This window comes from Phytohabitans maris (assembly GCF_031085175.1).
GTDB lineage: Bacteria > Actinomycetota > Actinomycetes > Mycobacteriales > Micromonosporaceae > Phytohabitans > Phytohabitans maris.
The window spans coordinates 90,964-116,248 of sequence record NZ_JAVHUY010000032.1 but is presented as its reverse complement, the minus strand read 5'-3'; the positions used below and the strand labels follow the sequence as shown (position 1 = coordinate 116,248).

The window sequence follows — 25,285 nt, the reverse complement described above, 5'->3', positions numbered from 1 at the left end:
ACCCGCACCACCGCACCCTCCTCGTGCAACGTGCTGGCCACATCCAACGCCGGCGCATCCCGGATATCGTCCGAGTTCGGCTTGAACGCCGCCCCCAACGCCGCCACCCGCACCCCCACCAGGTCACCACCGACCAGCTCACGGACCAGGTCGACGGTGCGGGCCCGGCGCCGCTTGTTGATCCCGTCCACCTCACGCAGAAACGACACCGCCTGCCCCACACCGAGCTCCTCGGCCCGGTGCATGAACGCCCGGATGTCCTTGGGCAGGCAACCACCACCGAAGCCCAGACCCGGCTTCAGAAACCGGCCACCGATCCGATCGTCATAGGCGAGCGCCGCCGCCAGATCGTGCACATCCGCGCCGGTCCCCTCACACACCTCCGCCATCGCGTTGATGTACGAAATCTTCGTCGCCAGGAACGAGTTCGCCGCGACCTTCACCAGCTCCGCCGTCGCCAGGTCGGTGACCACCACCGGGGTCCCCTGCGCCAGCACCGGCGCGAAGGCGGCCCGCAGCCGCTCCTCGGCCCACGGCGACGCCACGCCGAAGACCAGCCGGTCCGGCCTGAGGGTGTCGTCGACCGCGAAGCCCTCCCGCAGAAACTCCGGATTCCAGGCCAGCTCCACTTCCTCGCCGGCGGGCGCGAGCCGCCGCACCATGCCGGTCAGCCGGGCGGCGGTACCGATCGGCACGGTCGACTTGCCGACCACCAGGCTCTTGCTCCGCAGGTGCTGGGCGAGCTCGCTGACGGCCGCGTCGACGTACTGGATGTCGGCGGCGTACGAGCCGGGGCGCTGCGGCGTGCCGACGCAGACGAAGTGCACCTCGCCGAACTCACCGGCCTCGGCATAGGAGGTGGTGAACCGCAGCCGGCCCGACTCCAGGGCCTTGCTCAGCAGCTCGGGCAGGCCAGGCTCGAAGAACGGCACCTCACCCGAGGCGAGCCGCGCCACCTTGGTCGCGTCGACGTCCACGCCGAGCACCTCGTAGCCGAGCACGGCCATGCAGATCGCGTGTGTCGCGCCGAGGTACCCGGTGCCGACGACGGTCAGCCTGGGCATGCTCCGATCCATGGATGACGAGGCTATGAGCGCGCCGAGCGCCGGCCACGCCAATGTCCGGTAGCCGACGGTCACTCCGGACTGACGGCCCTGACCGGCTCACCCGGTACGGCTCGGGCCCCGACCAGCCGGAGGAACCGGTCCGGCGCGCCCTGGTTGAATGGGGGTGTGACGGGCGTCTGCGTGGTCGGGGCCGGTGCCGTGGGCGGGCTGGTCGGGGCGCGGCTGGCGGCCAGCGGCCACACCACGACGGCGCTGGCGCGCGGGCGGACGCTCGACGCGCTGCGGGCGCACGGCTGGCGGCTGCGGACCGCCGGCGGCGAGATCGGCGGGCCGGTCACCGCGAGTGACGATCCGGCCGCCCTCGGGCCGCAAGACGTGGTGCTGCTGGCCGTCAAGGCGCACGCCCTGCCCGGCCTCGCGCCGACGCTCGGGCCGCTGATCGGGCCGGAGACCACCGTCGTGCCGGCGATCAACGGGGTGCCGTGGTGGTTCTTCGACGGCATCGGCGGCGAGTTCGAGGGGCTGCGGCTGCGGGCCGTCGACCCGGACGGCGCGGTCGCGGCCGCGATACCGACCGCGCGGGTGGTCGGTTGCGTCGTGCACCTCAGCGCCAGCGTCGAGGAGCCGGGCGTCTCCCGCCACTACGCCGGCGACGGCCTGATCCTCGGCGAGCCCGCGGGCGGCTCGACGAGCCGCCTGGAGACCCTGGCCGCCGTCGTGGGCAAGGCCGGCTTCGACGTCACCGTCTCGCCCCGGATCCAGCAGGACATCTGGTACAAGCTGTGGGGCAACATGACGATGAACCCGATCTCCGCCCTCACCGGCGCCACCGCCGACCTGATCCTCGACGACGAGCTGGTCGACGGGTTCGTGCGCGCGGTGATGGGTGAGGCGGCGGCCGTCGGCGAGCGGATCGGATGCCCGATCGCGCAGAGCGCCGAGGACCGCAACCAGGTGACCCGGCGGCTGGGCGCGTTCAAGACGTCGATGCTCCAGGACGCGGAGGCGGGCCGGCCGCTGGAGCTGGACGCGATGGTCACGGTGGTGCGGGAGATCGCCCAGGCGACCGGCACGCCGGCGCCGCACATGGACGCGCTGCTCGGCCTGACCCGCCTCGCCGCCCGCCGGCGCGGCCTCTACGCGTAGCCGCGTGGGGCCGGGACGCCGCCGCCCAGGTGCCACGGCGAGCGGCGGGTCCCGACCCCACTCTCATCCCCCGGTGAGCTCAGTTGACCGCCGTTACCTGGCGGTGCTGGGCGATCAGGTTCGCGTACCGGTGGCCGCTCGCCTTGATCGTCCGGCGCTGGCTGTCGTAGTCGACGTGCACCAGGCCGAAGCGCTTGTCGTACCCGTAGGACCACTCGAAGTTGTCCAGCAGGGACCAGACGTAGTAGCCGTCGATCGGCACGCCCTGCGCCGCCGCCTCGGCACAGGCGTCGATGTGCTGTTCCAGGTAGTCGGTGCGCTCCTTGTCCTGGATCTCGCCGTCCGGGGTGAGCTCGTCCCGCCAGGCCGAGCCGCTCTCGGTGACGATGACCCGGGCCGGCCGGTACGTCTCCGAGACGCTCACCAGCAGCTGGGAGAGGCCGGAGGGGTACATCTCCCAGCCCATCGCGGTCTCCATCGAGCCGGGCACCGGGATCTGCCGGGCGTACGGCGCGGGCCCGTCGGGGTCGTCGACCACGAGCTGGCGGAAGTAGTAGTTGAGCCCCAGGAACTCGGTCGGCGTGGCGATGAGCTCCAGGTCGCCGGGGTGGACGGGCGGTTCGTGGCCGTACGTCTCGACCATGTCGGCGGGGTAGCCGCGCCCGTACAGCGGGTCGAGCCACCACCGGTTGGTGTGCCCGTCGGCGCGGCGGGCCGCGGCCACGTCCTCGGGGCGTTCGCTGCCCGGCTCGCACGGGCTGGGGTTGAGCACGATCCCCACCTGCGGCGGGCTGGGCGCGGCGGCCCGGATCGCCTGGGTGGCCAGGCCGTGGCCGAGCAGCGTGTGGTGGCTGGCCCGGACGGCGAGGCCGAGGTCGCGTACCCCGGGCGCCATCCGCCCCTCCAGGTGGCCGATCCAGGAGACGCAGAGCGGTTCGTTGACGGTGACCCACTCGGTGACCCGGTCGCCGAGCGCGCCGGCGACCACCGTCGCGTAGTCGGCGAACGCCTCGGCGGTGGCCCGCTCCGGCCAGCCGCCCTTGTCCTGCAACGCCTGCGGCAGGTCCCAGTGGTACAGCGTGACCATCGGCTTGATGCCCGCGTCGAGCAGCGCGTCGACGAGGCGGTCGTAGAAGGCGAGTCCGGACGCGTTGACCTGGCCGACCCCGTCGGGAATGACCCGCGGCCAGGCCATCGAGAAGCGGTACGCCTGGACGCCGAGCTTGCGCATCAGCGCGACGTCCTCGGGCCACCGGTGGTAGTGGTCGCAGGCGACGTCACCGTTGTCCGCGTTGTCGATGGCACCGGGTACCCGGCTGAAGGTGTCCCAGATGGACGGTTTCCGGCCATCCTCCCCGACGGCGCCTTCGATCTGGTACGCCGCGGTGGCGACGCCCCAGGTAAAGTCGGGTGGCAGCTTCGACAGGTCCGGCACGGTCTCGGTTTCCCCTCTGGTAGGACTCATTTGACGGCGCCGGCGGTGAGGCCGGCGACGAAGTAGCGCTGGAGCATCAGGAATCCGGCGACCACGGGGATGCTCACGACCAGCGACGCGGCCATGACCTGGTTCCAGTACACGTTGTACTGGGTCGCGTAGCCCTGCAGGCCCACGGCGAGGGTCCGGCTGTTCTCGTCGGTCATCACCGAGGCGAAGAGCACCTCGCCCCACGCGGTCATGAAGGCGTACACCGTGACCGCCACGACGCCGGGGATCGCGGTCGGCAGGATGACCTGGAAGAGTGTCCTCATCGGACCGGCGCCGTCCACCTGCGCCGCCTCGTCGAGGCCGCGCGGGATCGAGTCGAAGTAGCCGACCAGCATCCAGATGGAAAACGGCAGCGAGAACGTCAGGTACGTGATGACGAGGCCGGTGCGGCTGGCGTAGAGCTCGATGCCGGTGGCGTTGCCGAGGTTGACGTAGATGAGGAAGAGCGGGAGCAGGAAGAGGATCCCGGGAAACATCTGCGTCGAGAGCACGGTCACCGAGAAGACCTGGCGGCCGCGAAACCGGTACCGGCTGACCGCGAATGCGGCGAAGATGGCGATCGCCACCGAGACGACCGCGGCCACGCTGGAGACCAGCAGGCTGTTGACGAGGTACCGGCCGAGCGGCACCGTGCTCCACATGTCGACGAACGCCTGGAAGCTCGGGCGGGTCGGCAGCCAGGTGAAGGCGCCCTGCACGTCGCGCAGCGGCTTCACCGCGGAGCTGAGCATCACGTAGAGCGGCGTGACCGTGAACAACGTGAGCAGGGTCAGCACGACCCGGCGCGACCAGCGCTCGGCGGCCGTCTCACGCATGTTCCCTCCTCCGGTTGGTGACCAGCAGGTACCCGGCCGTCACGATCAGCAGGAAGAGCAGCAGCGCCACCGACATCGCCGAGCCCTGGCCGAAGTTCCAGGTGATGAACGAGCTGCGGTAGATGTGGATGGAGATGAGGTCGGCCTGCTCCGGCGCGGACCCTCCGAAGAGGACGAACGGGGTGTTGAAGTCGTTGAACGTCCAGAGGAACAGCACCAGGATCAGCACCTGGTTGACCGGCCGCAGCATCGGCAGCGTCACGTCCTTGAGCCGGCGCCAGAAACCCGCGCCGTCGATCGCGGCCGCCTCGTACATCTCGCTCGGCACGTTCTGCAGGCCGGCCATGACACACAGGAACGCGAACGGCCACGAGCGCCACACCGACACGACCAGCAGCGCCCAGAAGCTGTTGCCGCCGATCAGCCAGAACGGCCGGTCGTCGGCGAGCCCGGTCGTGGTGAGCAGCTCGTTGAGCAGGCCGGTGTCCCGCTGGAAGATGAACGTCCAGGTGATGACGGCCGCGTAGACCGGCAGCGCGTACGGGGTGAGGAAGAGCGTGCGCAGCAGCGACCGCCCGGGGAAGGGGCGTTGCAGGTAAACGCCGGCGAAGAGCCCGAAGAGCCAGGAGAGCCCGACCGAGAGCGTCGTGTACATCACGGTCACCCAGAACGAGTGCAGCAGCTCCTTGCCGACCGGACCGTTGACGTCCAATGTGGCCTTGTAGTTGTCCAGGCCGACGAAGGGCGCCGCGGACCAGTCCCGGATCTGAAACTGGGTCAGCTCCAGCACGCTCATCCACACGCCCACGACCATCGGCACGACGTGGACGAGCAGTTCGAGCGCGATGGCCGGGAGCAGGAGCAGGTAGGGCAGCTTCGAGCGGGGCAGCCGGCCCTTCTTCGTACGGCCGGTGCCGGGCGTGGACGGCCGGGCCGGCGCCGGAGCCGTCGTGGTGGTCACCATCGCGGTCCTCTCAAGGATGGGCCGTGGAGGGGTCGGCGTTCCCCTCCACGGCCACGCTCGGTTTTCTCAGCTGCCCATCTGCTGCTGGGCGTTGCCGAGCTTCTCCTTGACCGCGTCCTCGGTGACCGCCTTGCCGCTGGCCGCGTCCGCGAACAGCTCCTTCATCGCCGTACCCACAAGGGTCTCGAACTTGCTCTCCTCCGCGACCTGGGGCAGCGGGGCGGCGCTGGTGGCGAGCACGCTGGCGAGCACCTTCTGCTCCTCGGCCTGGAACGCCGCGTCACCCGACACGGTCGTCACCGAGGGGAGCGAGCCGTACACCTTGTTGAGCTGGACCTGCTCGGCGTCGCTGGTCATGAACTTGACGAACTGCAGCGCGGCGTCCTTGTCCTTGGTGTGCTTGAAGACCGCGATGTTGATGCCGGCCACCATGCTGTTGACCTTCTTGCCGCCGGCCGGGGTGGTGGCCGGGAACGGCACCGGCGCCACGCCGTACGCGTCGGCCGCCATGCCCTGCGTCTTGAACGCGTTGCCGGCCGCCTGCCACAGCAGCATGGCCGCCTTGCCGTTGGCGAAGTCGGAGACCGACTGGTTCTGCGCGTACTCGGCGTTGCTCGGGTTGACGATCTTGTCGACGGCCATCAGGTCGATGTACCGCTTGACGGCGGCCACGTTCTGCGGGGTGTCGAACGTGGGCTTGCCGGAGGCGTCGAACCACTCGCCGCCCCACTGCTGGCCGAACGCGAAGGCGTGGTGCGAGTTCTCCGAGATGTTGGCGCCCTCGACGGCGAGGCCCCACTGGTCGCCCTTGGTCAGCTTCTTGCCGGTGGTGACGAGCTCTTCCCAGGTGGTCGGCGGCGCGCTGATGCCGGCGTCGGCGAACATCTTCTTGTTGTAGTAGAGGGCGTACGCCAGGCTGTACAGCGGCACGGCGGTCGGCGGCTGGCCGGGCGCGCCCGCGGCGGCCAGCGCGGCCGGCACGAAGCGGTCCTTGCCGCCGACGGCGCCGATCGTCGCGTCGTCGAACGGGATGAACGCGCCGGTCGCCTGCAGCGACGCCGACCAGGTGTTGCCGATGTTGACCACGTCCGGGCCCTTGCCCGAGGTGGCCGCGGCGAGGAGCCGGTTGAGCAGGTCGGACCAGGGCACGACCTCGACGTTCACCTTGATGCCGGTCTGCTGCTCGAACTTGTCCAGCTCGGGCTGGAGGGTCTGCTTGTCGAAGTCGAGGCTGGAGCCCTGGTTGCTGGCCCAGTAGGTGAGTGTCTTGGCACCGCCGGAGCCGCCCTCCGAGTCGTCGCCGCACGCGGTAATCGAAGCGGCCAGCACGAGGGCCGCGGCAGTCATTGCCAATAGTCGTCGAGACACGATGCGCCCTTCTGGCGTGGGAGTTACATCAGGGCTTAAATTACAACGTCATTAAAGTGACTTTCCGGTTCGCCGTCAAGGGAACGCTCTCACCAGGATTCCGGCGGGCGGGCGAGCCTTACAGTTATCTGCCAGCGGGCGGGTTGATCGAGGTGGTGCATGAGCGGGAGCCGGGAGGCTACGGGCCTCGACCACGACGGCGCACGGGCGCCGAGCGGCGGAGCGGGGTAGGCATGAGCGGGAGCCGCGAGGCTACGGGCCTCGACCACGACGGCGCACGAGCGCCGAGCGGCGGAGCGGGGTAGGCATGGCCCTGGAACGGACGACGAACCGCACGGTGCGGCTGCGCAACCGGGCCGTGCTGCTGTCGAAGCTCTTCCTGGAGGGCCCGCTGACCCGCCAGGACCTGGCCCGCGACACCGGGCTGAGCCAGCCCGCGGTGAGCAACGTGGTCGCCGACCTGGTCGCGGCCGGCCTGGTGGTCGACGCCGGCGCCCTGGAGTCGGACGGCGGCCGGCCGAGCATGAGCCTGCGGGTGGCGCCCCGCTTCGCGCTCGTTGCCGGCGTCGACGTCGGCGAGACGCGGGTGCGGGTGGAGCTCTTCGACCTGTCGATGGCGCTGCTGGCCAGCGCCGACCACCCCATCGACGCGGCCCGCCCCGACCCGGCCACGGTGGTGCGGCACATCGTCGCCGGCCTGGCGGCGGTCACCGAAGAGGCCGGCGTCTCCCGCTCCGACCTGCTCGGCGTCGGCGTGGGCGTCTCCGGCGTCGTGGTGCAGGGCGGCGAGGCCGTCGTGTACGCGCAGACGCTCGGCTGGGACGGCGTACCGCTGGAACGCATGATCCGGGCCGAGGTCGACGTGCCGCTGTACATCGACAACGGCGCCAAGACGCAGGGGCAGGCGGAGATGTGGTTCGGCGCCGGCCGGCGTGCCCGGCACGCGGTGTTCGCGCTGGTCGGCTCCGGTGTCGGCGCCACGGTGGTGAGCGGCGGCACGACCTACCGGGGCGTCGCGAGCAGCGCCGGCGAGTGGGGGCACACCACCCTCGTGTACGGCGGGCGGGCCTGCCGGTGCGGGGCTCGCGGCTGCCTGGAGGCGTACGTCGGCGCGGAGGGGATCATCGAGCGCTACCGGGAGGCGCGGCGGGGTCGCGCGGTGCCCGGCGCCGACGAGGAGTCGCAGATCAACGCGCTGCTCGCGGCCGCCGACCGCTCCGAGACCGCCCGCCGCGTGCTCGACGAGACGGCGGCGTACCTGGGCGCCGGCGTGGCCAACCTGATCAACTTGTTCAACCCCGAGCGGGTCGTGCTCGGCGGCTGGGCGGGACTGGCGCTCGGCGCGCGCCTCCTGCCCGCGATCCGGGACGCGGCGGCGGCGCAGGCGCTCCGCAAGCCCTTCGAGCAGGCGAGCGTCGAGCTCGGCCAGCTCGGCGTGGACGCGGTGGCCCTGGGCGCGGCGACGCTCCCGGTCGCCCACCTGCTGGCAGCCGGCGGCGTCCGCGCTGACAACGTCGCCGCGGCGGCCGCGGTCTGATCCCGCCACTTCCGGCATTCGGGATTTATTACGTTGTGATGGATCTATGTCTTGACGCACTCGTGACGCCGGCGTAACACTCTGCCGGGAGCGAGAGCGCTCTCAACGATCCCGGTTTCGGCGTCCGGGCCCCACCACCACGACAGGCAGGGTCATGACTTCCCGTACCCTCTTTCGCCGGATCAGACGTCGACCGCTCGTCATCGCCGTCGTCGCGGCGGCCGTGCTCGCGCTGATCCCGATCGGCGCGATCCCGTTCGCCAGCGCGGCACCCGCGCTGATCTCGCAGGGCAGGCCGGTCACCGCCTCCTCGAGCGAGTCCGCCGCGTACCCCGCCACCGCGGCCGTCGACGGCGACCAGGGCACCCGCTGGGCCTCGGCGTTCAGCGATCCACAGTGGATCCAGGTCGACCTGGGCGCCACCGCGACGATCAGCCAGGTCACGCTCCGCTGGGAGGCGGCGTACGCGACGGCGTACCAGATCCAGACCTCGACGAACGGCACCACCTGGACCAACGTCTACGCCACCACCACCTCGACCGGCGGCACGCAGACGCTCGACGTCACCGGATCCGGCCGGTACGTGCGGATGAACGGCACCGCCCGGGCCACGGCGTGGGGTTACTCGCTCTGGGAGTTCGAGGTGGTCGGCGACTTCGGCGCCCAGCCGAACGCGTGCGGCACCGCCAACGCCGCCGCCGGCCGCCCGGCCACCGCCTCCTCCACCGAGTCCGCCGCGTACCCGGCGTCCGCCGCGGTCGACGGCAACACCGGCACCCGCTGGGCCTCGGCGTTCAGCGATCCACAGTGGATCCAGGTGGACCTCGGCGCCAGCCAGTCGATATGCCAGGTGGTGCTCCAGTGGGAGGCCGCCTACGCGACGGCGTACCAGATCCAGACCTCGGCCAACGGCACGAGCTGGACCACCGTCCACTCCACGACCACCTCCACCGGCGGCACGCAGACGCTCGACGTGAGCGGCTCCGGCCGGTACGTGCGGGTCAACGGCACCGCCCGGGCCACGGCGTGGGGCTACTCGCTCTGGGAGCTCCAGGTGCGCACCGGGACCACGAGCACGCCGCCGACGACACCGCCGACCACCCCACCCACCGACCCGGTCGAGCCGACCGACCCGCACAACCCCAACCTCGGGCCGAACACGTACGTCTTCGACCCCTCGACGCCCACCTCGACCATCCAAAGTCGACTGAACACCATCTTCGCCCAGCAGGAGACGGCGCAGTTCGCGCCCAACCGGTACGCGGTGCTGTTCAAGCCCGGCAACTACACCGCCGACGTCAACCTCGGCTTCTTCACCCAGGTCGCCGGCCTCGGCATGTCGCCGGACGACGTCAACCTCAACGGCCACGTGCGGGTCGAGGCGTTCTGGATGGGCGGCAACGCCACGCAGAACTTCTGGCGCGCGGCGGAGAACCTCTCCGTCACCCTCCCGGCCGGCACCATCGTGGAGCGCTGGGCGGTCTCCCAGGCCGCGCCGTACCGCCGCATGCACCTGCGCGGCGCCGGCAACCAGATCCAACTCTGGAACGGCGGCGACGGCTGGTCCTCCGGCGGCTTCATGGCCGACACCAAAGTGGACGGTCAGGTCGTCTCCGGCTCGCAGCAGCAGTGGTACTCGCGCAACAGCGAGTTCGGCAGCTGGAACGGCGGCGTGTGGAACATGGTGTTCCAGGGCGTCAGCGGCGCCCCCGCGGCCAGCTACCCGAACCCGCCGCACACCGTCGTCGGGACGACCCCGGTGGTCCGCGAGAAGCCGTTCCTCTACGTCGACGGCACCGGCGAGTACCGGGTCTTCGTGCCCGCGCTGCGCACCAACTCGTCCGGCACCACCTGGTTCAACAAGACGCCGGCGGGCTCGTCCATCTCGCTGAGCCAGTTCTACGTGGTCCGCCCGGGCACCACGGCGGCGACCATCAACAACGCGCTCGCCGCCGGCCGGCACCTGCTGTTCACGCCGGGCGTGTACCAGATCGACCAGACCATCCGGGTCACCCGGCCGGACACCGTGGTGCTCGGCCTCGGCCTCGCCACCCTCCAGGCCAACAACGGCGTGACGGCCATGTCGGTCGCGGACGTCGACGGCGTGAAGGTCGCCGGTCTCATGTTCGAGGCCGGCACGACCAACTCGCCGGTCCTGATGGAGGTCGGCCCGGCCGGGTCGTCGGCGAGCCACGCCGCCAACCCGACCTCGCTGCACGACGTCTTCTTCCGGATCGGCGGCGCGATCGCCGGCAAGGCGACGAACACCCTGACCGTCAACAGCGACAACGTGATCGGCGACCACATGTGGCTGTGGCGCGGCGACCACGGCGACGGCATCGGCTGGAACGTCAACACCGCCGACACCGGGCTGACCGTCAACGGCGACAACGTCACGATGTACGGCCTCTTCGTCGAGCACTACCAGAAGTACGAGGTGGTCTGGAACGGCAACGGCGGCCGCACGTACTTCTTCCAGAACGAAAAGCCGTACGACCCGCCGAACCAGGCCGCGTGGATGAACGGCGGCACCCGCGGGTACGCCGCGTACAAGGTGGCCAACGGTGTCACCAGCCACGAGGCGTGGGGCGTGGGCAGCTACTGCTACTTCAACGTGGACCCCACGGTGGTGAACGAGCGCTCGTTCGAGGTGCCGGACACGCCGGGCGTCCGCTTCCACAACCTGGTGACGGTGTCGCTGGGCGGCGTCGGCACGATCAACCGGATCGTCAACAACACCGGCGGTACGGCCAACACGGCCACCCAGCGGCAGACGCTGAACAACTACCCGTAGTTCCTCTGTAGACCGCAGTTCCCACCCCACGAAAAACGGCCGTGGGGCCCGGCCCCCCCCCCCCCCGGGGGGCCCCGGGCCCCCCCCCCCCCCCCCCCCCCGGGCGCCGGGGGGGGGGTGGGGGGGGGGGGGGGGGCGCCCCCCCCCCCCACCCCCGGCGGGGGCCCCCGCCCCCCCCCCGCGCGGGGCGCCCGGGGCCCACGGCCCCGTGCCGACAAGCGGGACGATCGGGTGTTGATCGCGGGTGGCCGCGGGCTTAATCGGTTGCGCGCGCTCGGCCGGCCCTGCTGGACTTGTCGGCGTCCGCCGCGACCAGAGCGTCCGCCGCGACCAGAGCGTCCGGCGCCGCCACGACCAGGAAGGGAGCCCCGAGATGCGTGCAGCGTGCATGTCCGTCCAGAAGGGAGTCGTCGCCTACGTGAAGGACATCACGCTTGAGTACGTTGAACCTCGGGATCCTGGCCCACGTCGACGCCGGTAAGACCAGCCTGACCGAGCGCCTGCTCTACGAAGCCGGTGTGATCGACGAGATCGGTAGCGTCGACGCCGGCAGCACGCAGACCGACTCGATGGCCCTCGAACGGCAGCGCGGCATCACGATCAGGTCTGCCGTCGTGTCGTTCGCGATCGGGGACGTGACCGTCAACCTGATCGACACGCCCGGCCACCCGGACTTCATCGCGGAGGTGGAGCGGGTGCTGAGCGTGCTGGACGGCGCGGTGCTCGTCGTCTCGGCCGTCGAGGGGGTGCAGGCGCAGACCCGCGTGCTGATGCGCACCCTGCGCCGGCTGCGCATCCCCACCCTGCTCTTCGTCAACAAGGTCGACCGCGTCGGCGCCCGCTACGCCGGGCTGCTCGCCGACCTCGCGGAGAAGCTCACCGCCGGCGCGGTACCGATGGGGACCGTCGCGGCGCTCGGCACCCGGGACGCGGCCTTCGTACCGGACGGCGCCGCCCTCGTGGACGCGCTCACCCGGCACGACGACGCGTTGCTCGCCGCGTACGTGGCGGACGAGCGGACGGTCACGCCCCGGCGGCTGCGCTCCTCGCTCGCGGCGGCCACCGGGACAGCGGCCGTACACCCGGTCTTCTTCGGCTCGGCGATCACCGGTGCCGGCGTACCCGCGCTCATGCAAGGGATCGCGGAGCTGCTGCCGGCCGCGGCGGGTGACCCGCGCGGACCGCTCTCCGGAACGGTGTTCAAAGTGGAGCGTGGCCCGGCCGGCGAGAAGGTGGCGTACGTGCGGGTGTTCTCCGGCACCGTCCGCACCCGCGACCGGCTGCGCGACGACGGCAAGGTCACCGCGATCGGCGTCTTCGACCGGGGCGGCACGGTCCGCGCCGACGAGGTGCCCGCCGGCCGGATCGGCAAGCTGTGGGGCCTCGGCGGCGTGCGCATCGGCGACCCGGTCGGCACGCCGCACGGTGCCGCCGCGCACCACTTCGCGCCGCCGTCGCTGGAGACCGTCGTCGTGCCGGCCCGCCCCGCCGACAAGGGCGCGCTGCACACCGCGCTCACCCAGCTCGCCGAGCAGGACCCGCTGATCGACCTGCGGCAGGACCCGATCCGCCAGGAGATCTCGGTGTCGCTCTACGGCGAGGTGCAGAAGGAGGTCATCCAGGCGACGCTCGCCGGCGAGTACGGCATCGACGTGGCTTTCCGGGAGAGCGCGACGATCTGCGTCGAGCGCCCGGCCGGCAGCGGCGCGGCCGCCGAGCGGATGGGTGAAGAGGGCAACCCGTTCCTGGCCACCGTCGGGCTCCGGGTGGACCCGGCACCGGCCGGCTCCGGCGTCGGGTACCGCCTGGAGGTGGAGCTGGGGTCGATGCCGTACGCGTTCATGAAGGCGGTCGAGGACACCGTCCGCGAGACGCTGGAGCAGGGCCTGCGCGGATGGCGGGTCACCGACTGCGTGGTGACGATGACCCATTCCGGGTACGCGCCGCGGCAGAGCCACGCGCACGCCACGTTCGACAAGAGCATGTCGAGCACCGGTTTCGACTTCCGCGGGCTCACCCCGCTCGTGCTGATGACCGCGCTGTCCCGCGCCGGGACGGTGGTGCACGAGCCGCTGCACCGGTTCCGGTTGGAGTTCCCGGCCGGCACGTACGGCACGCTGCTGCCCGTGCTGGTCCGGCTCGGTGGCATACCCGGCCAGCCAGACCTGCGCGGGCCGGTGGGGGTGCTGGAGGGCGAGATCCCGGCGGCGCGGGTGCACGAGCTCCAGCAGCGGCTGCCCGGCCTCACCCGCGGCGAGGGAGTTGTGGAGAACATGTTCAACCGGTACGCGCCGGTGCGCGGCCCGGCGCCGGGGCGGGCGCGGTGGGACGCCAACCCGCTGGACCGGAAGGAGTACCTGCTGCGCGTGATGCGGCGGGTGCCGTGAATGATCGGGGCCATGGAGTTCGGAGTTGGCATCTTCCCCACGTACGACGGCATGAAGCCGGGCGACGTGGCCCGGTTCGTCGAGGAGCGCGGCCAGGACGCGCTCTACTTCGCCGAGCACACGCACATCCCGGCCGCCGAGACGGACCGGGCGCCGGGCCGGCCGCTGCCGTCGAAGTACTGGAAGACGTACGACCTTTTCGTCGCCCTGACCGCCGCCGCGGCCGCGACCAGCCGGCTGCGCGTGGCGAGCGGCATCTGCCTGGTCGTCGAGCGCGAACCGATCGTCACCGCCAAGGCGGTCGCGAGCGTCGACCACCTCTCGGGCGGGCGGCTGGAGTTCGGGGTCGGCGCCGGCTGGAACCGCGCCGAGCTGCGCAACCACGGCACCGACCCCCGCGTCCGCATGCGGGTGCTGCGCGAGCGGGTCGAGGCGATGAAGACCATCTGGGCGAACGAGGAGGCGAGCTACACCGGCCGGTACGTCAGCTTCGAGCGGATCCGGTCCTGGCCCAAGCCGGCCCAGCGCCCGCACCCGCCGATCCTGGTCGGCGGCGAGGGCCCGACCGTGCTCGACCGGGTGCTGGCCTTCGGCGACGCGTGGTTCCCGCACTACTCGCCGGACCTGTACGACCGGATCGCCGAGCTGCGCGCCCGGGCCGGGCGCCCGGTCGAGGTCCAGGTCATGAGCGTCCCCGCCGACCCGGCGGTCTTCGAGCGCCTGCGCGCGGCGGGCGTGCACCGCGTGGCGCAATGGCTGCCGTCCGGGCCGCGCTGGCGGGTCGAGCAGGCGCTGGAGAAGTGGGAACGCGCGATCGCCGAGTACGCGCCGGAGTGAGCGCGGTGTTCCTCTCCCTGGTCACGCTCGTGGTGCCCGACTACGACCCGGCGATCGCGTTCTTCGTCGACGTGCTGGGCTTCGAGCTCGTGGAGGACTCGCCGGCGACGACCAACGACGGCCGCCCGAAGCGGTGGGTGGTGGTCCGGCCGCCCGGCGCGCAGACGGGGCTGCTGCTGGCCCGCGCGGACGGCCCGCGGCAGGATGCCGTGGTGGGCGCGCAGGTGGCCGGCCGAGTCGGCTTCTTCCTGCGGGTGGACGACTTCGACGCGGTGTACGGCCGCTTGGTGGCGGCGGGCGTGACGTTCGTACGGCAGCCGAGCGACCAGCCGTACGGCCGGGTGGCGGTCTTCGAGGACGTGGCCGGCAATAGGTGGGATCTCGTCGGTCGGTAGGCCTGGCACCCCCGGGTCGGCGTCACCTCCGGGCGATCGACGTCCGCTAGTCTCCCTGGGCCGGACGTCACGTCACGAGAGGATCTATCCCAAGATTCGAGCTACCGCGATGCCCGTGGTGGTCCGGACCGTTGCTCCCGCGGCCTCACCCTCCGCGCTTGGCAACCGCAACCCACCCGGCCCCGACGGGCCGGCGCGGTGGGTCGGGGTGGCACTGGCCGTCGGTCAAGGGCCGAGTCCCTGCTCAGCTTCGGAAAGATCGTCTAGTGCGGTGGCCACTAACCTTTGCCGGCTTCGCCGGGCCCGGGTGACCAGCGGCCGAAGGCCGCCGGTCACCCGGTGAACGTTGGTGGCCACCGCACTAGATGATCTGTTCCAAGCCGTCAGTTGCGGCGACGTCCGCGGGTGATCCGAACAAACCCGCGTCCTGCCCGGCGCGTCACGCGGAGAACGGGCGAACGATCACCGCCACCCCTGCGGGTCCGGACTTCAGCTCGTGATCGTGGTATTTCAGTGCCCCTCTGGGGGCACCTCGATACCACGATCTGATTCCGCGACCCGATCCCGGCCCCAAACTGGCTACCGCATCAGGGCTGGCGGCACACCCCGCAGCGCGTCCTAGGAGGCTAGGTTGTCGGGGTGTTCCAGATCGGATCTGGGGCTCAGGCGAGGGGGCGGGTGGCGCGCCGGCCGAGGGCCAGGAGCGCGCCCGCCCCGACCAGGGCGACGCCCGCGGCCGTCGCGGCCTTCGGCAGCCACGGCGGGATGTCCAGGAAGACCGTGATGCCGAGGATGCGGGACAGCCCCCAGGGCAGCAGCGCCATCTGGTCGTTCCACACGGTCAGCGCGCGCTCCAACCCCATGCCGGTGGCCACCCCGCCGAAGACCGCGACCGGGACGCCGCCGGCGACCAGCACGCGGCCGGCCGCCCGCCGGCCACCGAGGGCGTAGCCGCCGCGCAGGGCGTGGTAGGCCGCCACGAACACCCACAGGAACGCGGCGAACGCGGCCGTCACGTACACGGCGCGGGCCGGCGGGTCGGTCCAGAAGTTGAACCAGTAGCGGCCGGGCCCGCCCGACGCGGTGCCGCCGAGCAGGAGCAGCGTGCGCAGGGTGGCCGCGCCACCGAGGGCGGCCCAGAACGCGTACGGATCGGCGCCGCCGAGCAGGAGCCGGAGCGCGACCGCGAAGAGCAGCCACGAGCCGAGGGTCACGGTCAGGTGCGCGGGGGCGGCGAACCAGCCGTACGCGGCGCGGCTCAGCACCAGCGCCGCCGCAGGGAGCGCCCACACCAGCACGCGGTCGAGTGTGGACGGTGGGGGTGGCAGGTCGCCGACCCGCCACGGTCTCGTCATACCCACCCACAGGGCCCGCAGCGCCGCGACGCCGGGCAGCCGGCGGCCCCGCCAGAACGCGCCGACCAGCACCGCCGCGACCAGCAGGGCGAGGAGGGCGCGGGCCAGCCAGGCCATCGCCTGGTCGCGTTCGGCCCGCGCCAGGCCGATGTCGGCGGCCGGGAAGCGGAAGGCGGGCAGGTCGACGTCGTCGCCGTACCGGGCCACGTGCCCGTCGCGCGCCTCGACGTAGCGGTCGCGGGCCGACTCCCACGCGGCACGCGCCTGCGGGTCACCGGTGTCGAGCCACTGCGCGTACCGCAGGAACATCGTGCGGTAGGCGCCGAGGGTTTCGAACAAGTTCAACTGGAAGTCGAGGGTGTCCACGAACCGCTGCCGCAGCGCCGGGTCACGCCAGGTCGCCGGGTCCGTGCCGGCGACGAGCGAGCGCATCCGGCGGGAGATCTCGACCGCCTCGCCGCCCTCGCGGATGGCCTCGTCCAGGCGGTCCCGGCTGACCGAGTAGATGCTGTCGAGCACCGCGCTGTCACCGGTGACGATGTCCCACTCGAAGATCCACATCATCGGCGGCGGGTGCACGCCGAGCGCCTTGACCGTACGGTTGGCGTACGGTCCGATGTAGAGCCCCTTCGTCACCGCCTGGCGGGACAGTGCCATCACCTCGCCGATCGTGGCCACAGTGGACGGATCGGCGGAGAAGGTCCGCCGGGCCCAGTCGGCGGTCACCTCGGCCGGGTCGGCGGCGGGGTCCCAGGCCAGCCGGGCGGCGGAGTAGACGTTGAGGTCGTACAGCTGCCAGAAGCCCTCGCGCAGATAGAGCGTGCGCGGCCCGGCGCGCAGCGGGCCACCGCCCTGGGTCCAGGTCCAGACGCCCTCGACGTGCGGGTTGGCGGCGAGGAACCGGCGCAGCGCGGCGCCGTGCAGCGTGCCCAGGTCGTTGGGGAGCGCGCCGAACACCTCGAACTCGCGCCGCGCCTGGAACTCCACGATCCGCCGCTGCGCGCCCATCTCCAGCGTGTGGTTGAACGGCAGGTGGCTGTAGTAGTCGCCGAGGCAGTACTTGGTGGAGACGACCAGGTGCGGGTCGTCGATGCCGCCGAGCACCTCCTCGTACGACCCGGCGTCGATGTGCATCTCGCCGACCGCGCCGACGCCGATACTCCAGGTGCGGAAGATGATGTCCCGGTCCCCCTCGCCGGCGACGGCCAGGAGCGCGCGGAGCATGGCGCGCACGGCCGCGGGCGTCTTGACCGCGATCTCCGAGGTGTAGTCCCACCCCGGGAAGCTGTAGATGTCGCCGCCCTCGCCGATGCGGACCATCAGCCCCGCGGCGTACGGCAGGGAGGCGAAGAACTCGCGCAGCCCGGCCTGGTAGACGCTCCACAGTCGAGGGTCCTCGGTGTCCATGCCGCCGGGCGCGCGCTCCAGGTACGCGCGGAGCGGCGGGGAGAGCGCGAGCATGTCGGTCATGAAGTAGACCTTCATCCCCAGGTCCGCCGCGTACCGCCAGACCGGCCCGAAGTGCTCCACCATCGCCCGCGCCCGGGCCACGTGCGGGTCGCCGGCCGGGTAGACGCCGAGGCCGTCGAAGGTGACGTACTCCAGGAAGCCCTGCACGACGATCCCGTTGTACCCCTGGGCGAGCGAGTGGTCGACCAGCTGGCGAAACTGCGCCGAGATCTGCTCGACGGCCGCCGCGTCCACATAGGGCGGTCCACTCAGGACGGCCGGGCCGACGACGTCGGTGTTGAGCGAGTAGTCGTCGCTCCCCGCCCAGCCGGCCGGGTCCGCGTCGACGCCGACCGCACCCGAGTCGACCAGCCGCAGCCCGAGGCGGGGCGCGACGACCCGGCCGTCGTCGGCGGGCGGCAGGACGGGCGCGCCGGAGCGGATGCGGTCGGCGACCGTGTAGAGGCCGGCGGAGGCGCCCGCCGGGGTGGCGGCTTCGAGGAGCAGGTCGGCACCGTCCCGGCGCAGCCGGAACGCTTCGCCCGCGAGCTCCGCGCCACCCTGACCACCCGCCGGCTCCGCGCCCGCCGGGCCGTCCGGCGCCTCGGCGCCCGGGGAGTCCACGCCCGGCACACCCGACGCGTCAGGGCTCGGCGAGCCGGCACCGGGCGGGCCGGCCGGTGCCTCGGGGCCCGGGGAGTCCGCGCCCGGCGGGCCGCCTGGCGTCTCGGCGCCCGGCGCTGGGTCGGTCAGGGCGACCCGGAGTGCCGGGCCGTCGCCGGCTGGCCGGGGGGCGGTGCCGGGTGCGGCGCCCGCTCTGGCCGGAGCGGTGACGACCGCCGGGCGGGCCGCGCCGCGCTCGACGGCGGCCGCGGCGACCGCCTGCGCGGCCAGGCCGATCCGCTTGTCCGCCGGCGCCTCCACCCGGGCGAGGGCCGGTGCGGGCGCCATCTCGCGGGGCGGCGCGGGCTCGAGGTCCTCGGGCGGCACCTCGGCCGGGGTGAAGCTCAGCCCGAGCGCCTTGTCCACCTGCCAGGCGACCGCCGCGCCGACGCCCAGCAGCACGAGCGCCGTCGCGCCGGCGATCCACGGCCGCGCGGCCAACCCCCGAACCAGGGACACGCGGTCATCCTACGACCTGATCAAGCCGCCGACCTGCTCACGCCAGCAGGACGTCGAGGAACGGGTTGGTGAACACCCGGTGCGGGTCGAACATGTTCAACACATCGACCGCCGAGTCCCACGTAGGGTCGGGGCCCTGGCGGTACGAGTCGGGCACCGTGCCGGTGACGAACGGCAGGTCGGCCCAGGCCGCCGTCGTCGTGTACCCCCAGCCCTTCGACCACTCGGCCCGCACCGCCGCGTACCCCTGGTAGGTGTCGAGGAAGAACCGCTCCATGTCGCGGTAGAAGGCGTGCGCGCCGGGCGCGGTCGGGAAGGTCAGCACGTCGAACCAGACGACCACGTCCCACTCCGGGTGGTCGGCGCGGGGCCGGGCCGCGGACAGGGCCGGTGGCGCCGCGCCGGGTACCCCGCAGTCGGCGGCCCGGTCCACGCCGGCCACCCGGACCTCCACCTGCCCGGTGACCGGGTAGAGGCCGCGCGCCTGGTACGCCGCCACCGACCGCTCGTGGTACACGGCGAACTCGTGCACCACCCGCTGGATCGAGGCGCGGCTGGTGAGCACGGCGTACCCGTTGGCGGTCTCCCGCAGGGTGGTCGGCTTGACGTACAGCAGCAGGTTCTTCGACGGCCCCCACAGGTCGGACGAGAGCGTGGCGGTGAGCCCGGCGGCCGCGACGGTGTACTGCAGCCGCCCGAACGTCGGGGTCAGCTCCCACTCCCCCGCCAGCAGCCGCTCGGCCAGGTCGGAGACGGCCTCGGGCACGTTGTCGGAGAACGGGTAGTTGTACGGCGCGACGGCCGGCCGGGACGTGAGGGGGCGCTCCGGGCTGACGCTCCACACCTTCACCCACGGCTTGGTGGTGTTGGTGAACCAGATCGCCTCCACCCGCCCGCCCTCGTCGACGTACCGGGCGTACGTGCGGCCGGGCGCGCCGGGCGGCCCGAAGAGCTCCGCCGCCGGTACGTCCACATGGGACACGCAGCGCAGGTTGTGGTCGGCGCCGACCCGAAGCACCGCCTCGGTGACGAACGCTCTGCCCACATGGGTGAGCAGCGCCGACCCCAGCGGGTCGCCACGGTTGAACGTGTTCAACACATAGCGGCCGGTTGATGGGTCCCAGACGACGGCGGTGAGCGACAGGACGAGGTTGCTGAGCGTGCCGTACGTGTGCCCGGGCGGGAGGGTCTCGCCGGCGGCGGCCACCGACGTGCCGTGGCCGTTGATCGCGAGAACGCCGCCGACGCTGAGGTCGCCGGGCGCCGGCGTGTTGGTGACGCCGAGGCCGTTGGCCTCCAGGAAGGCGAGCAGGTCGTCCATCGAGGCGCCGGCGCCCACCCGCACCGCCGACGAGCCGGGCACCGGGCCGGGTTCGATCGACATCGCGGTCAGGTGGCGGGTGGTGTCGACGAGGAGTACCGGGGCGGCGGGGTCGGTCGCCCCGGTCACGGTGAGCGGCGCCCAGCCGTGCCGGTAGCCGCGCGGGCGCACCTTCCAACCGGCGGCGTGCGCCCAGTTGACGGCGGCGACGACCTCGGCGGCGGTCCGCGGCACGCACGTCCACAGGCTGGCGACGCGGATCTCGCCGGCCCAGTTCTCGTAGACCTCGCGGTGCACGTCGACGCCGGCCGGGAAGCCGGGCGGAGGATCGTCGCCGAGCACCCCAACCGGGTCACCCCGGAACACGCCCGGTGCCTCGTCAGCGAACACACCGGCGGGGAGCCAGGCGGCGCCGGCCGTGGCGGCGGAGGCGCGGAGCAGGTCACGACGGGTCAGTTCAGCCATGGTGGACAGTGTGGGCACGCTCCCGTACCCGCGCCGGGTGAGTGCCCGCTTCGGGCCGGTTGGCGCTGTCTCGCAAGGACCGCGCACGGACCCGGCGCGATCCTGGACCGCGCCGCGCACCAGCGGACGGAGCGCGCGCTAGACGCGCGGGGCGCGTCAAACACGGGGCGCGCAAAAGGCCGAGCCGCAACGAAACGGCCACGCCGGGCCGCCAGGCCCGACAGCCGGCCCAGCACCGAACACGGCGCGCGCCGGACGCGCGGAGCGCAAGAAGCGCGCTGCCTCAGCGAGCCAGACGGTGCGCGAGCCAGGCGAGCGACATCGGGTACCGGTAGTCGATCGCGCCGTGCCCGGCCTCGAAGTGTGCGAAGTGGACCTTCTCGCCGGGCAGGCCGATCCGTGCCAGCCCGTCCCGGAACGCCGCCGCGCCCAGGTCGAGGAACCACTCGTCGCGGGTGCCGGCGTCGATCCAGACGGCGCGGAGGGAGCGGAGCGCGTCCGCGTACCGGTCGACCATGCGCACCGGGTCCCAGGCCAGCCACCGCTCCCACACCTCGGGCCGGAGCTGGCCGGTGCGCGGGTCGAACGGCAGCTCCGGTGTGCCGTCGTCGCGCGCGGAGAAGCACGCCGTGCAGCCGAGGATCATGAGCAGCGTCTGGTCGGCCTCTTTCGTGAACGCCGTCCGCGAGCGGAAGTCGTCCCACCACCGCTGGATGTCGCCGTCGTACTCGCGCAGCGCCCGCGCCGACTTGGCGAACTCCCCCAGGTAGCAGTACTCGTACAGGCTGTCGCCGGCGTGGGTGGCGAGCGCGCCGAAGAGGTCGGGGCGCAGCATCGGCGTGATCATCGCACCGAAGCCGCCGGAGGACTTGCCGCTCACGGCCCGCGACTCGCGGTCGGGGATGGTGCGGTAGCGGGCGTCGACCCAGGGGACGATCTCGTCGCAGAGGTACGAGTGGTAGGGGCCGGTGCCGGGCGAGTCGACGAACTGCGAGCCGCCGTACGCGGTCCACGCGTCCACGTACACCACGATGCAGGGCGGCGCCTCGCCGGTGGCGAAGACCGCGTCGGCCGTCTCGATGAACGGCTGCCGGTACGGCGTGCGGTTTGCCCACATCGCCACGTGACCGGTGTACCCCTGCAGCACGTAGACCACCGGGTAGCGGGTGGCCGCGCCGGCGTCGTAGCCGGGTGGCGTGTACACCCACAACGGCCGCTCGTGCGGGTCGCCGAGCGGGTTTCCGCGCAGCAGCGCCGAGTCGATCACCTCTCGGTCGAGGCGCCCGGCGAGCTCACCCTCCCAGGGCAGCATGGCGCTACTGGAGCCCGAGCACGTCGATGACGAAGCGCAGCGGCCCGGCCGGCTGGCCGCCCTGCGGGTTTTCCCCGTACGCGAGGTCGGCCGGGATGTCCAGCTGCACGCGGCTGCCCACGGTCGCGCCGACCAGCCCCTGGTCCCAGCCGGGGATCACGCCGCCCGTGCCGAGCTGGAAGCTGAACGGCTCCGACCGGTTCCACGAGGCGTCGAACTCCTCGCCGGTCGTGTAGGAGACGCCGACGTAGTTGACGGTGATGGTCTGGCCCGCCTCGGCCGCCGGGCCCTTGCCCTTGACGAGCGGGGTGACGGCGAGCTTTGCGAGGGTGCCGCTGCCCGCCTTGACCTGCGGCTTGGTCTTGAGCGCCGGGTCGGCCCCATCGGGCACCGGCGGGAAGTCCGCGGCCGGCGGCTGCGTGGCGGCCGGCGCCTCCGGCTCGGCGGCCGCGGTGGGGCTGGCGGTCGTGGTGAGCGCGGCCGAGCCGACGTCTTCGCCGTCATCGCCAGCGCGCGCGATGAAGAAGACCGCGACCAGGACCACGAGGACGGCGAGACCCGCGCCGGCGCCCGCGAGCGCCTGGTTGCGCTTCTTCACCTGCGCCGCACGCGCGGCGGCCGCCTTGGCCGCCGCCCGCCGCTCCTGCTTGGCCGTCCTCTGCTCCGCCACGACCCCTCCTGCCTCCGCACGACTCCGACACCCTACCGGCACGACCTGAGCCCCTCGTGCCCCGGTCGATGCCGCGGGGGCGCCCGCTCCTTCGCGCAGCGGTGGGGGTGATCGAAGCTCCCTTCAAGTCGCTAGAACGACATGGAGGGAGCTTCGATCACGGGCCGTGGGAGGGCACGCGCTGTCAGAGGGTCAGGGCACGCTCGTAGACGGCGGCGAGCTGGCGGACGACGGCGTCCTGGTCGTAGCGGGCGATCTTCGCGCGGCCGTCGCTGCGGGAGCCGGACTCCAGTACCCGCGCGGACGCCGCGACCAGCGCCTCGACCAGCTCGGGGTCGGAGGGCGGGAAGTCCACGACCGCGGAGGGGGTCACGTCGTCCAGCACCTCGCGGACGTCGCCGACGTCGACGCTGACCACGGGGAGGCCCATCGCGGCGGCCTCCTTGACGATCAGCGGACCGCTCTCGGTGCCCTGCCGCGACGTGACCAGCAGCAGGTCGGCCGCGGCGAACTTGGGTACCACGTCCGCCCGGACCTGGCCGGGGCCGGGCAGGATGAGCTCGCGCACCGGCAGCCCGCGCTCGCGCAGCCCCGCCAGCACGGCGGTGAAGATGTCGTAGCGCTTGACCGCGTTGTCCGGGGCGGCGCCGAAGAGCACCACCACCTCGTCCGGCCCGAACCCCAGCCGGGACCGGGCCGCCGCGCGGTCGCCGGGCGCGAAGAAGTCGAAGTCTATGCCGTTCGGCACGACCACGCCGGCCGGGTCGCCGGCCGCCTCGACCAAGCGCTTCGACGGGTACACGCGCACCGCCGGGTGGCCGGCGGTCAGCCGGGTGATGCGGGCCTGCCAGGGCTCGTTGACGTCGCTGCCGTAGAGGGAGAGCACGCGCGGTACCCGGCCGACCAGGCGGGCGGAGAGCGCCGTCAGTCCATAGTGGACGTGGACGAGGTCGTAGCGCGCGGCGCGGGCCCGGCGGCGCACCCGCGGGGCGGCCAGGAGGTAGTCCTTGACGCCGCGGGACTGGGCGACCACCTCCACGTCGACGTCGTGGCCGAGCTTGCGCAGACCCTCCACCTGCTCGGCCACGAACACGCCGCGGAAGCTGCCCTCGGTCGGCCACAGGTTGGTGACCGCGAGCACCTTCATCAGAAGAACGACCGGACCGCGTCCACCACCTGCGCCTGCTGTGCGGAGGTCAGCTCGGGGTAGATCGGCAGCGACAGGCACTCGTCCGCCCACGCCTCGGTCAGCGGCAGGTCGCCCCGCTTGTGCCCGAGCGACGCGTACGCCGGCTGGAGGTGCAGCGGCACCGGGTAGTGGACACCGGCACCCACACCGGCCGCGCGAAGGTGCGCCAGCAGGTCGTCCCGGCGGGCCGTGCGCAGCAGCGCGTGGTGGAAGACGCTGCGCCGGTCGGGGGTCGCCGGCGGGAACCAGAGGTCGCCGACGCCGGCCAGCTCGGCCTCGTAGCCGGCCATCAGCTCCACCCGCCGGGCGTTGTCGTCGTCGAGTGTGGGGAGCTTCGCCGACAGGACGGCCGCCTGGAGGGTGTCCATCCGGTGCGCGTACCCGACGATCTCGTGCTCGTACTTCGTGGTGCGCCCGTGGTCGCGGAGCTTGCGCACGGCGGCGGCGAAGTCGTCGTCGTTGGTGGTGATGGCGCCCGCGTCGCCGAAGGCGCCGAGGTTTTTGCCCGGGTAGAAGGAGAAGCAGGCGGCGAGCCCCCACCCGCCGGCGCGCACCACGCTGCCGTCGGCCTTGACCACGTCGGCGCCGTGCGACTGGGCGGCGTCCTCGATCAGCGGTACGCCGGCCGAGGCGGCCACCGCCGAGAGCTGCTCCAGGTCGGCGGGGCGGCCGTGGATGTCGACCGGCATCACCGCGCGTACCCCGTCGATGGCGTCCTTGAGCGCGACCGGGTCCATCGCGCCGGTCTGCGGGTCGATCTCCACGAACCGCGGGGTCGCGCCCAGCCAGGTGATCGGCTCGGCGGAGGCGATGAACGTGTGCGCCGGCACCGCCACCACGTCGCCGGGGCCGACGCCCGCGGCGGCGAGCGCCAGGTGCAGCGCGGCCGTGCCGGAGCCGACGCCGATCGCGTGCTTGGTGCCGCAGAACGCCGCGAACTGCGCCTCGAACGCCTTCAGCTGCGGCCCCTGGATGAACGCCGTGCTCTCCACGACCTCGCGCATGCCGGCGTCGATCGCCTCCTTGTGGCGCAGGTAGGAGGCCTTGACGTCGACGAGCGGTACTGCGGTGGTCATCATGACTCCGATAGCGATGGGTAGGGGCGATGGTCTATCCCGGCGGGGCAGAGCAGGTCGTCGATGGTCTTCACCTGCCGGCCGGCGTTGCCGACGACGACGGCGCCGGGGGCGACGTCCTTCGTGACGACCGCGCCGGCGCCGATGAGGGCCCGCTCGCCGATGCGTACGCCGGGCAGGATGGTGACGTTGGCGCCGATGCGCGCCGCGCGTCCGATGTGGACGCCCTTGATGCACTTGGCGACGTCCGGGCAGCGCGGGAACGGCGCGTTGGTGAGCGTCACCCGCGGGCCGAGCCACGCGTCGTCCTCCAGGACCGAGAACTCGGGGACGAAGCAGTGCGAGTGCACCCGTACCCGGTCTCCGATCTGGACGGTGTGCTCCACGACGGAGAGTGAGCCGACCGAGACGTCGTCGCCGATGGTGGTGTGCTCGCGGACCAGGACGTGGTGTCCGGTCTGGAACTTCGCGCCGGCGGTCACGCCGGCGTAGACGACGGTGTGGCTGCGCAGCTTGGCGCCGTCGCCGAA

18 protein-coding genes are annotated in these 25,285 nt (G+C 72.5%); 6 read left to right on the top strand and 12 right to left on the bottom strand.

Annotated elements, in window-relative coordinates; translation table 11 throughout:
- On the bottom strand, positions 1 to 1,139 hold a 1,139-nt coding region (locus RB614_RS29470; RefSeq protein WP_428983129.1), incomplete at its 3' end, for a UDP-glucose dehydrogenase family protein.
- 93 nt (positions 1,140 to 1,232) lie between these two features.
- Here RB614_RS29470 and RB614_RS29465 point away from each other — a divergent pair.
- Complete coding sequence (locus RB614_RS29465; RefSeq protein WP_308715930.1) at positions 1,233 to 2,213, top strand: 2-dehydropantoate 2-reductase; 981 nt, start codon at positions 1,233 to 1,235, stop codon at positions 2,211 to 2,213.
- 79 nt (positions 2,214 to 2,292) lie between these two features.
- Here the strand turns inward: RB614_RS29465 and RB614_RS29460 are convergent, their stop codons facing one another.
- The 4 genes from RB614_RS29460 to RB614_RS29445 all read right to left on the bottom strand — a co-directional run bounded on the left by RB614_RS29460 (position 2,293) and on the right by RB614_RS29445 (position 6,825).
- A complete protein-coding gene (locus tag RB614_RS29460) occupies positions 2,293 to 3,678 on the bottom strand; it encodes a GH1 family beta-glucosidase (protein ID WP_428983128.1) in 1,386 nt (461 codons plus the stop codon).
- A complete protein-coding gene (locus RB614_RS29455; protein ID WP_308715928.1) occupies positions 3,675 to 4,514 on the bottom strand; it encodes a carbohydrate ABC transporter permease in 840 nt (279 codons plus the stop codon). Before RB614_RS29455 ends, RB614_RS29460 begins: the two co-directional genes overlap by 4 nt.
- A complete protein-coding gene (locus tag RB614_RS29450; RefSeq protein ID WP_308715927.1) occupies positions 4,507 to 5,478 on the bottom strand; it encodes a carbohydrate ABC transporter permease in 972 nt (323 codons plus the stop codon). The genes RB614_RS29455 and RB614_RS29450 overlap by 8 nt, the downstream gene beginning before the upstream one ends.
- Before the next feature lie 66 nt (positions 5,479 to 5,544).
- Entirely contained in the window at positions 5,545 to 6,825 is a 1,281-nt protein-coding gene (locus tag RB614_RS29445; RefSeq protein WP_308715926.1) for an ABC transporter substrate-binding protein, read from the bottom strand.
- Between the two features lie 328 nt (positions 6,826 to 7,153).
- Between RB614_RS29445 and RB614_RS29440 the strand changes: the two genes are divergently transcribed.
- From RB614_RS29440 to RB614_RS29420, 5 genes are all read left to right on the top strand, one after another.
- Positions 7,154 to 8,383, top strand: coding sequence for an ROK family transcriptional regulator (locus tag RB614_RS29440; protein WP_308715925.1), 1,230 nt, complete (start codon positions 7,154 to 7,156; stop codon positions 8,381 to 8,383).
- Between the two features lie 154 nt (positions 8,384 to 8,537).
- Positions 8,538 to 11,177 carry a discoidin domain-containing protein gene (locus RB614_RS29435; RefSeq protein ID WP_308715924.1) on the top strand — a complete coding sequence of 880 codons (2,640 nt, stop codon included), beginning with the start codon at positions 8,538 to 8,540 and terminating at the stop codon, positions 11,175 to 11,177.
- Positions 11,178 to 11,611: 434 nt separating this feature from the next.
- The gene (locus RB614_RS29430; protein ID WP_308715923.1) at positions 11,612 to 13,564 is read left to right on the top strand and encodes a GTP-binding protein; all 1,953 of its coding nucleotides are present in this window, start codon (positions 11,612 to 11,614) and stop codon (positions 13,562 to 13,564) included.
- A gap of 12 nt (positions 13,565 to 13,576) precedes the next feature.
- Entirely contained in the window at positions 13,577 to 14,401 is an 825-nt protein-coding gene (locus RB614_RS29425; protein WP_308715922.1) for a TIGR03619 family F420-dependent LLM class oxidoreductase, read from the top strand.
- 5 nt (positions 14,402 to 14,406) lie between these two features.
- A complete protein-coding gene (locus RB614_RS29420; RefSeq protein WP_308715938.1) occupies positions 14,407 to 14,796 on the top strand; it encodes a VOC family protein in 390 nt (129 codons plus the stop codon).
- A 662-nt stretch (positions 14,797 to 15,458) separates the two neighbouring features.
- Here RB614_RS29420 and RB614_RS29415 read toward each other — a convergent pair.
- The 7 genes from RB614_RS29415 to RB614_RS29385 all read right to left on the bottom strand — a co-directional run bounded on the left by RB614_RS29415 (position 15,459) and on the right by RB614_RS29385 (position 25,237).
- A complete protein-coding gene (locus RB614_RS29415) occupies positions 15,459 to 18,722 on the bottom strand; it encodes a hypothetical protein (RefSeq protein WP_308715921.1) in 3,264 nt (1,087 codons plus the stop codon).
- 37 nt (positions 18,723 to 18,759) lie between these two features.
- Positions 18,760 to 20,508 carry a cholesterol oxidase substrate-binding domain-containing protein gene (locus RB614_RS29410; RefSeq protein WP_308715920.1) on the bottom strand — a complete coding sequence of 583 codons (1,749 nt, stop codon included), beginning with the start codon at positions 20,506 to 20,508 and terminating at the stop codon, positions 18,760 to 18,762.
- Positions 20,509 to 20,791: 283 nt separating this feature from the next.
- Positions 20,792 to 21,820, bottom strand: coding sequence for an alpha/beta hydrolase (locus RB614_RS29405; RefSeq protein WP_308715919.1), 1,029 nt, complete (start codon positions 21,818 to 21,820; stop codon positions 20,792 to 20,794).
- Between the two features lie 4 nt (positions 21,821 to 21,824).
- Complete coding sequence (locus RB614_RS29400; RefSeq protein ID WP_308715918.1) at positions 21,825 to 22,490, bottom strand: FKBP-type peptidyl-prolyl cis-trans isomerase; 666 nt, start codon at positions 22,488 to 22,490, stop codon at positions 21,825 to 21,827.
- A 184-nt stretch (positions 22,491 to 22,674) separates the two neighbouring features.
- Positions 22,675 to 23,637 carry a glycosyltransferase family 4 protein gene (locus RB614_RS29395; protein ID WP_308715917.1) on the bottom strand — a complete coding sequence of 321 codons (963 nt, stop codon included), beginning with the start codon at positions 23,635 to 23,637 and terminating at the stop codon, positions 22,675 to 22,677.
- Positions 23,637 to 24,755, bottom strand: a complete 1,119-nt coding sequence (locus RB614_RS29390) for a DegT/DnrJ/EryC1/StrS family aminotransferase (RefSeq protein ID WP_308715916.1) — start codon at positions 24,753 to 24,755, stop codon at positions 23,637 to 23,639. Before RB614_RS29390 ends, RB614_RS29395 begins: the two co-directional genes overlap by 1 nt.
- Positions 24,755 to 25,237 (bottom strand): acyltransferase, encoded by a 483-nt coding sequence (locus tag RB614_RS29385; protein WP_428983130.1) that lies wholly within the window; start codon positions 25,235 to 25,237, stop codon positions 24,755 to 24,757. Before RB614_RS29385 ends, RB614_RS29390 begins: the two co-directional genes overlap by 1 nt.
- Positions 25,238 to 25,285: the final 48 nt, after the last annotated feature.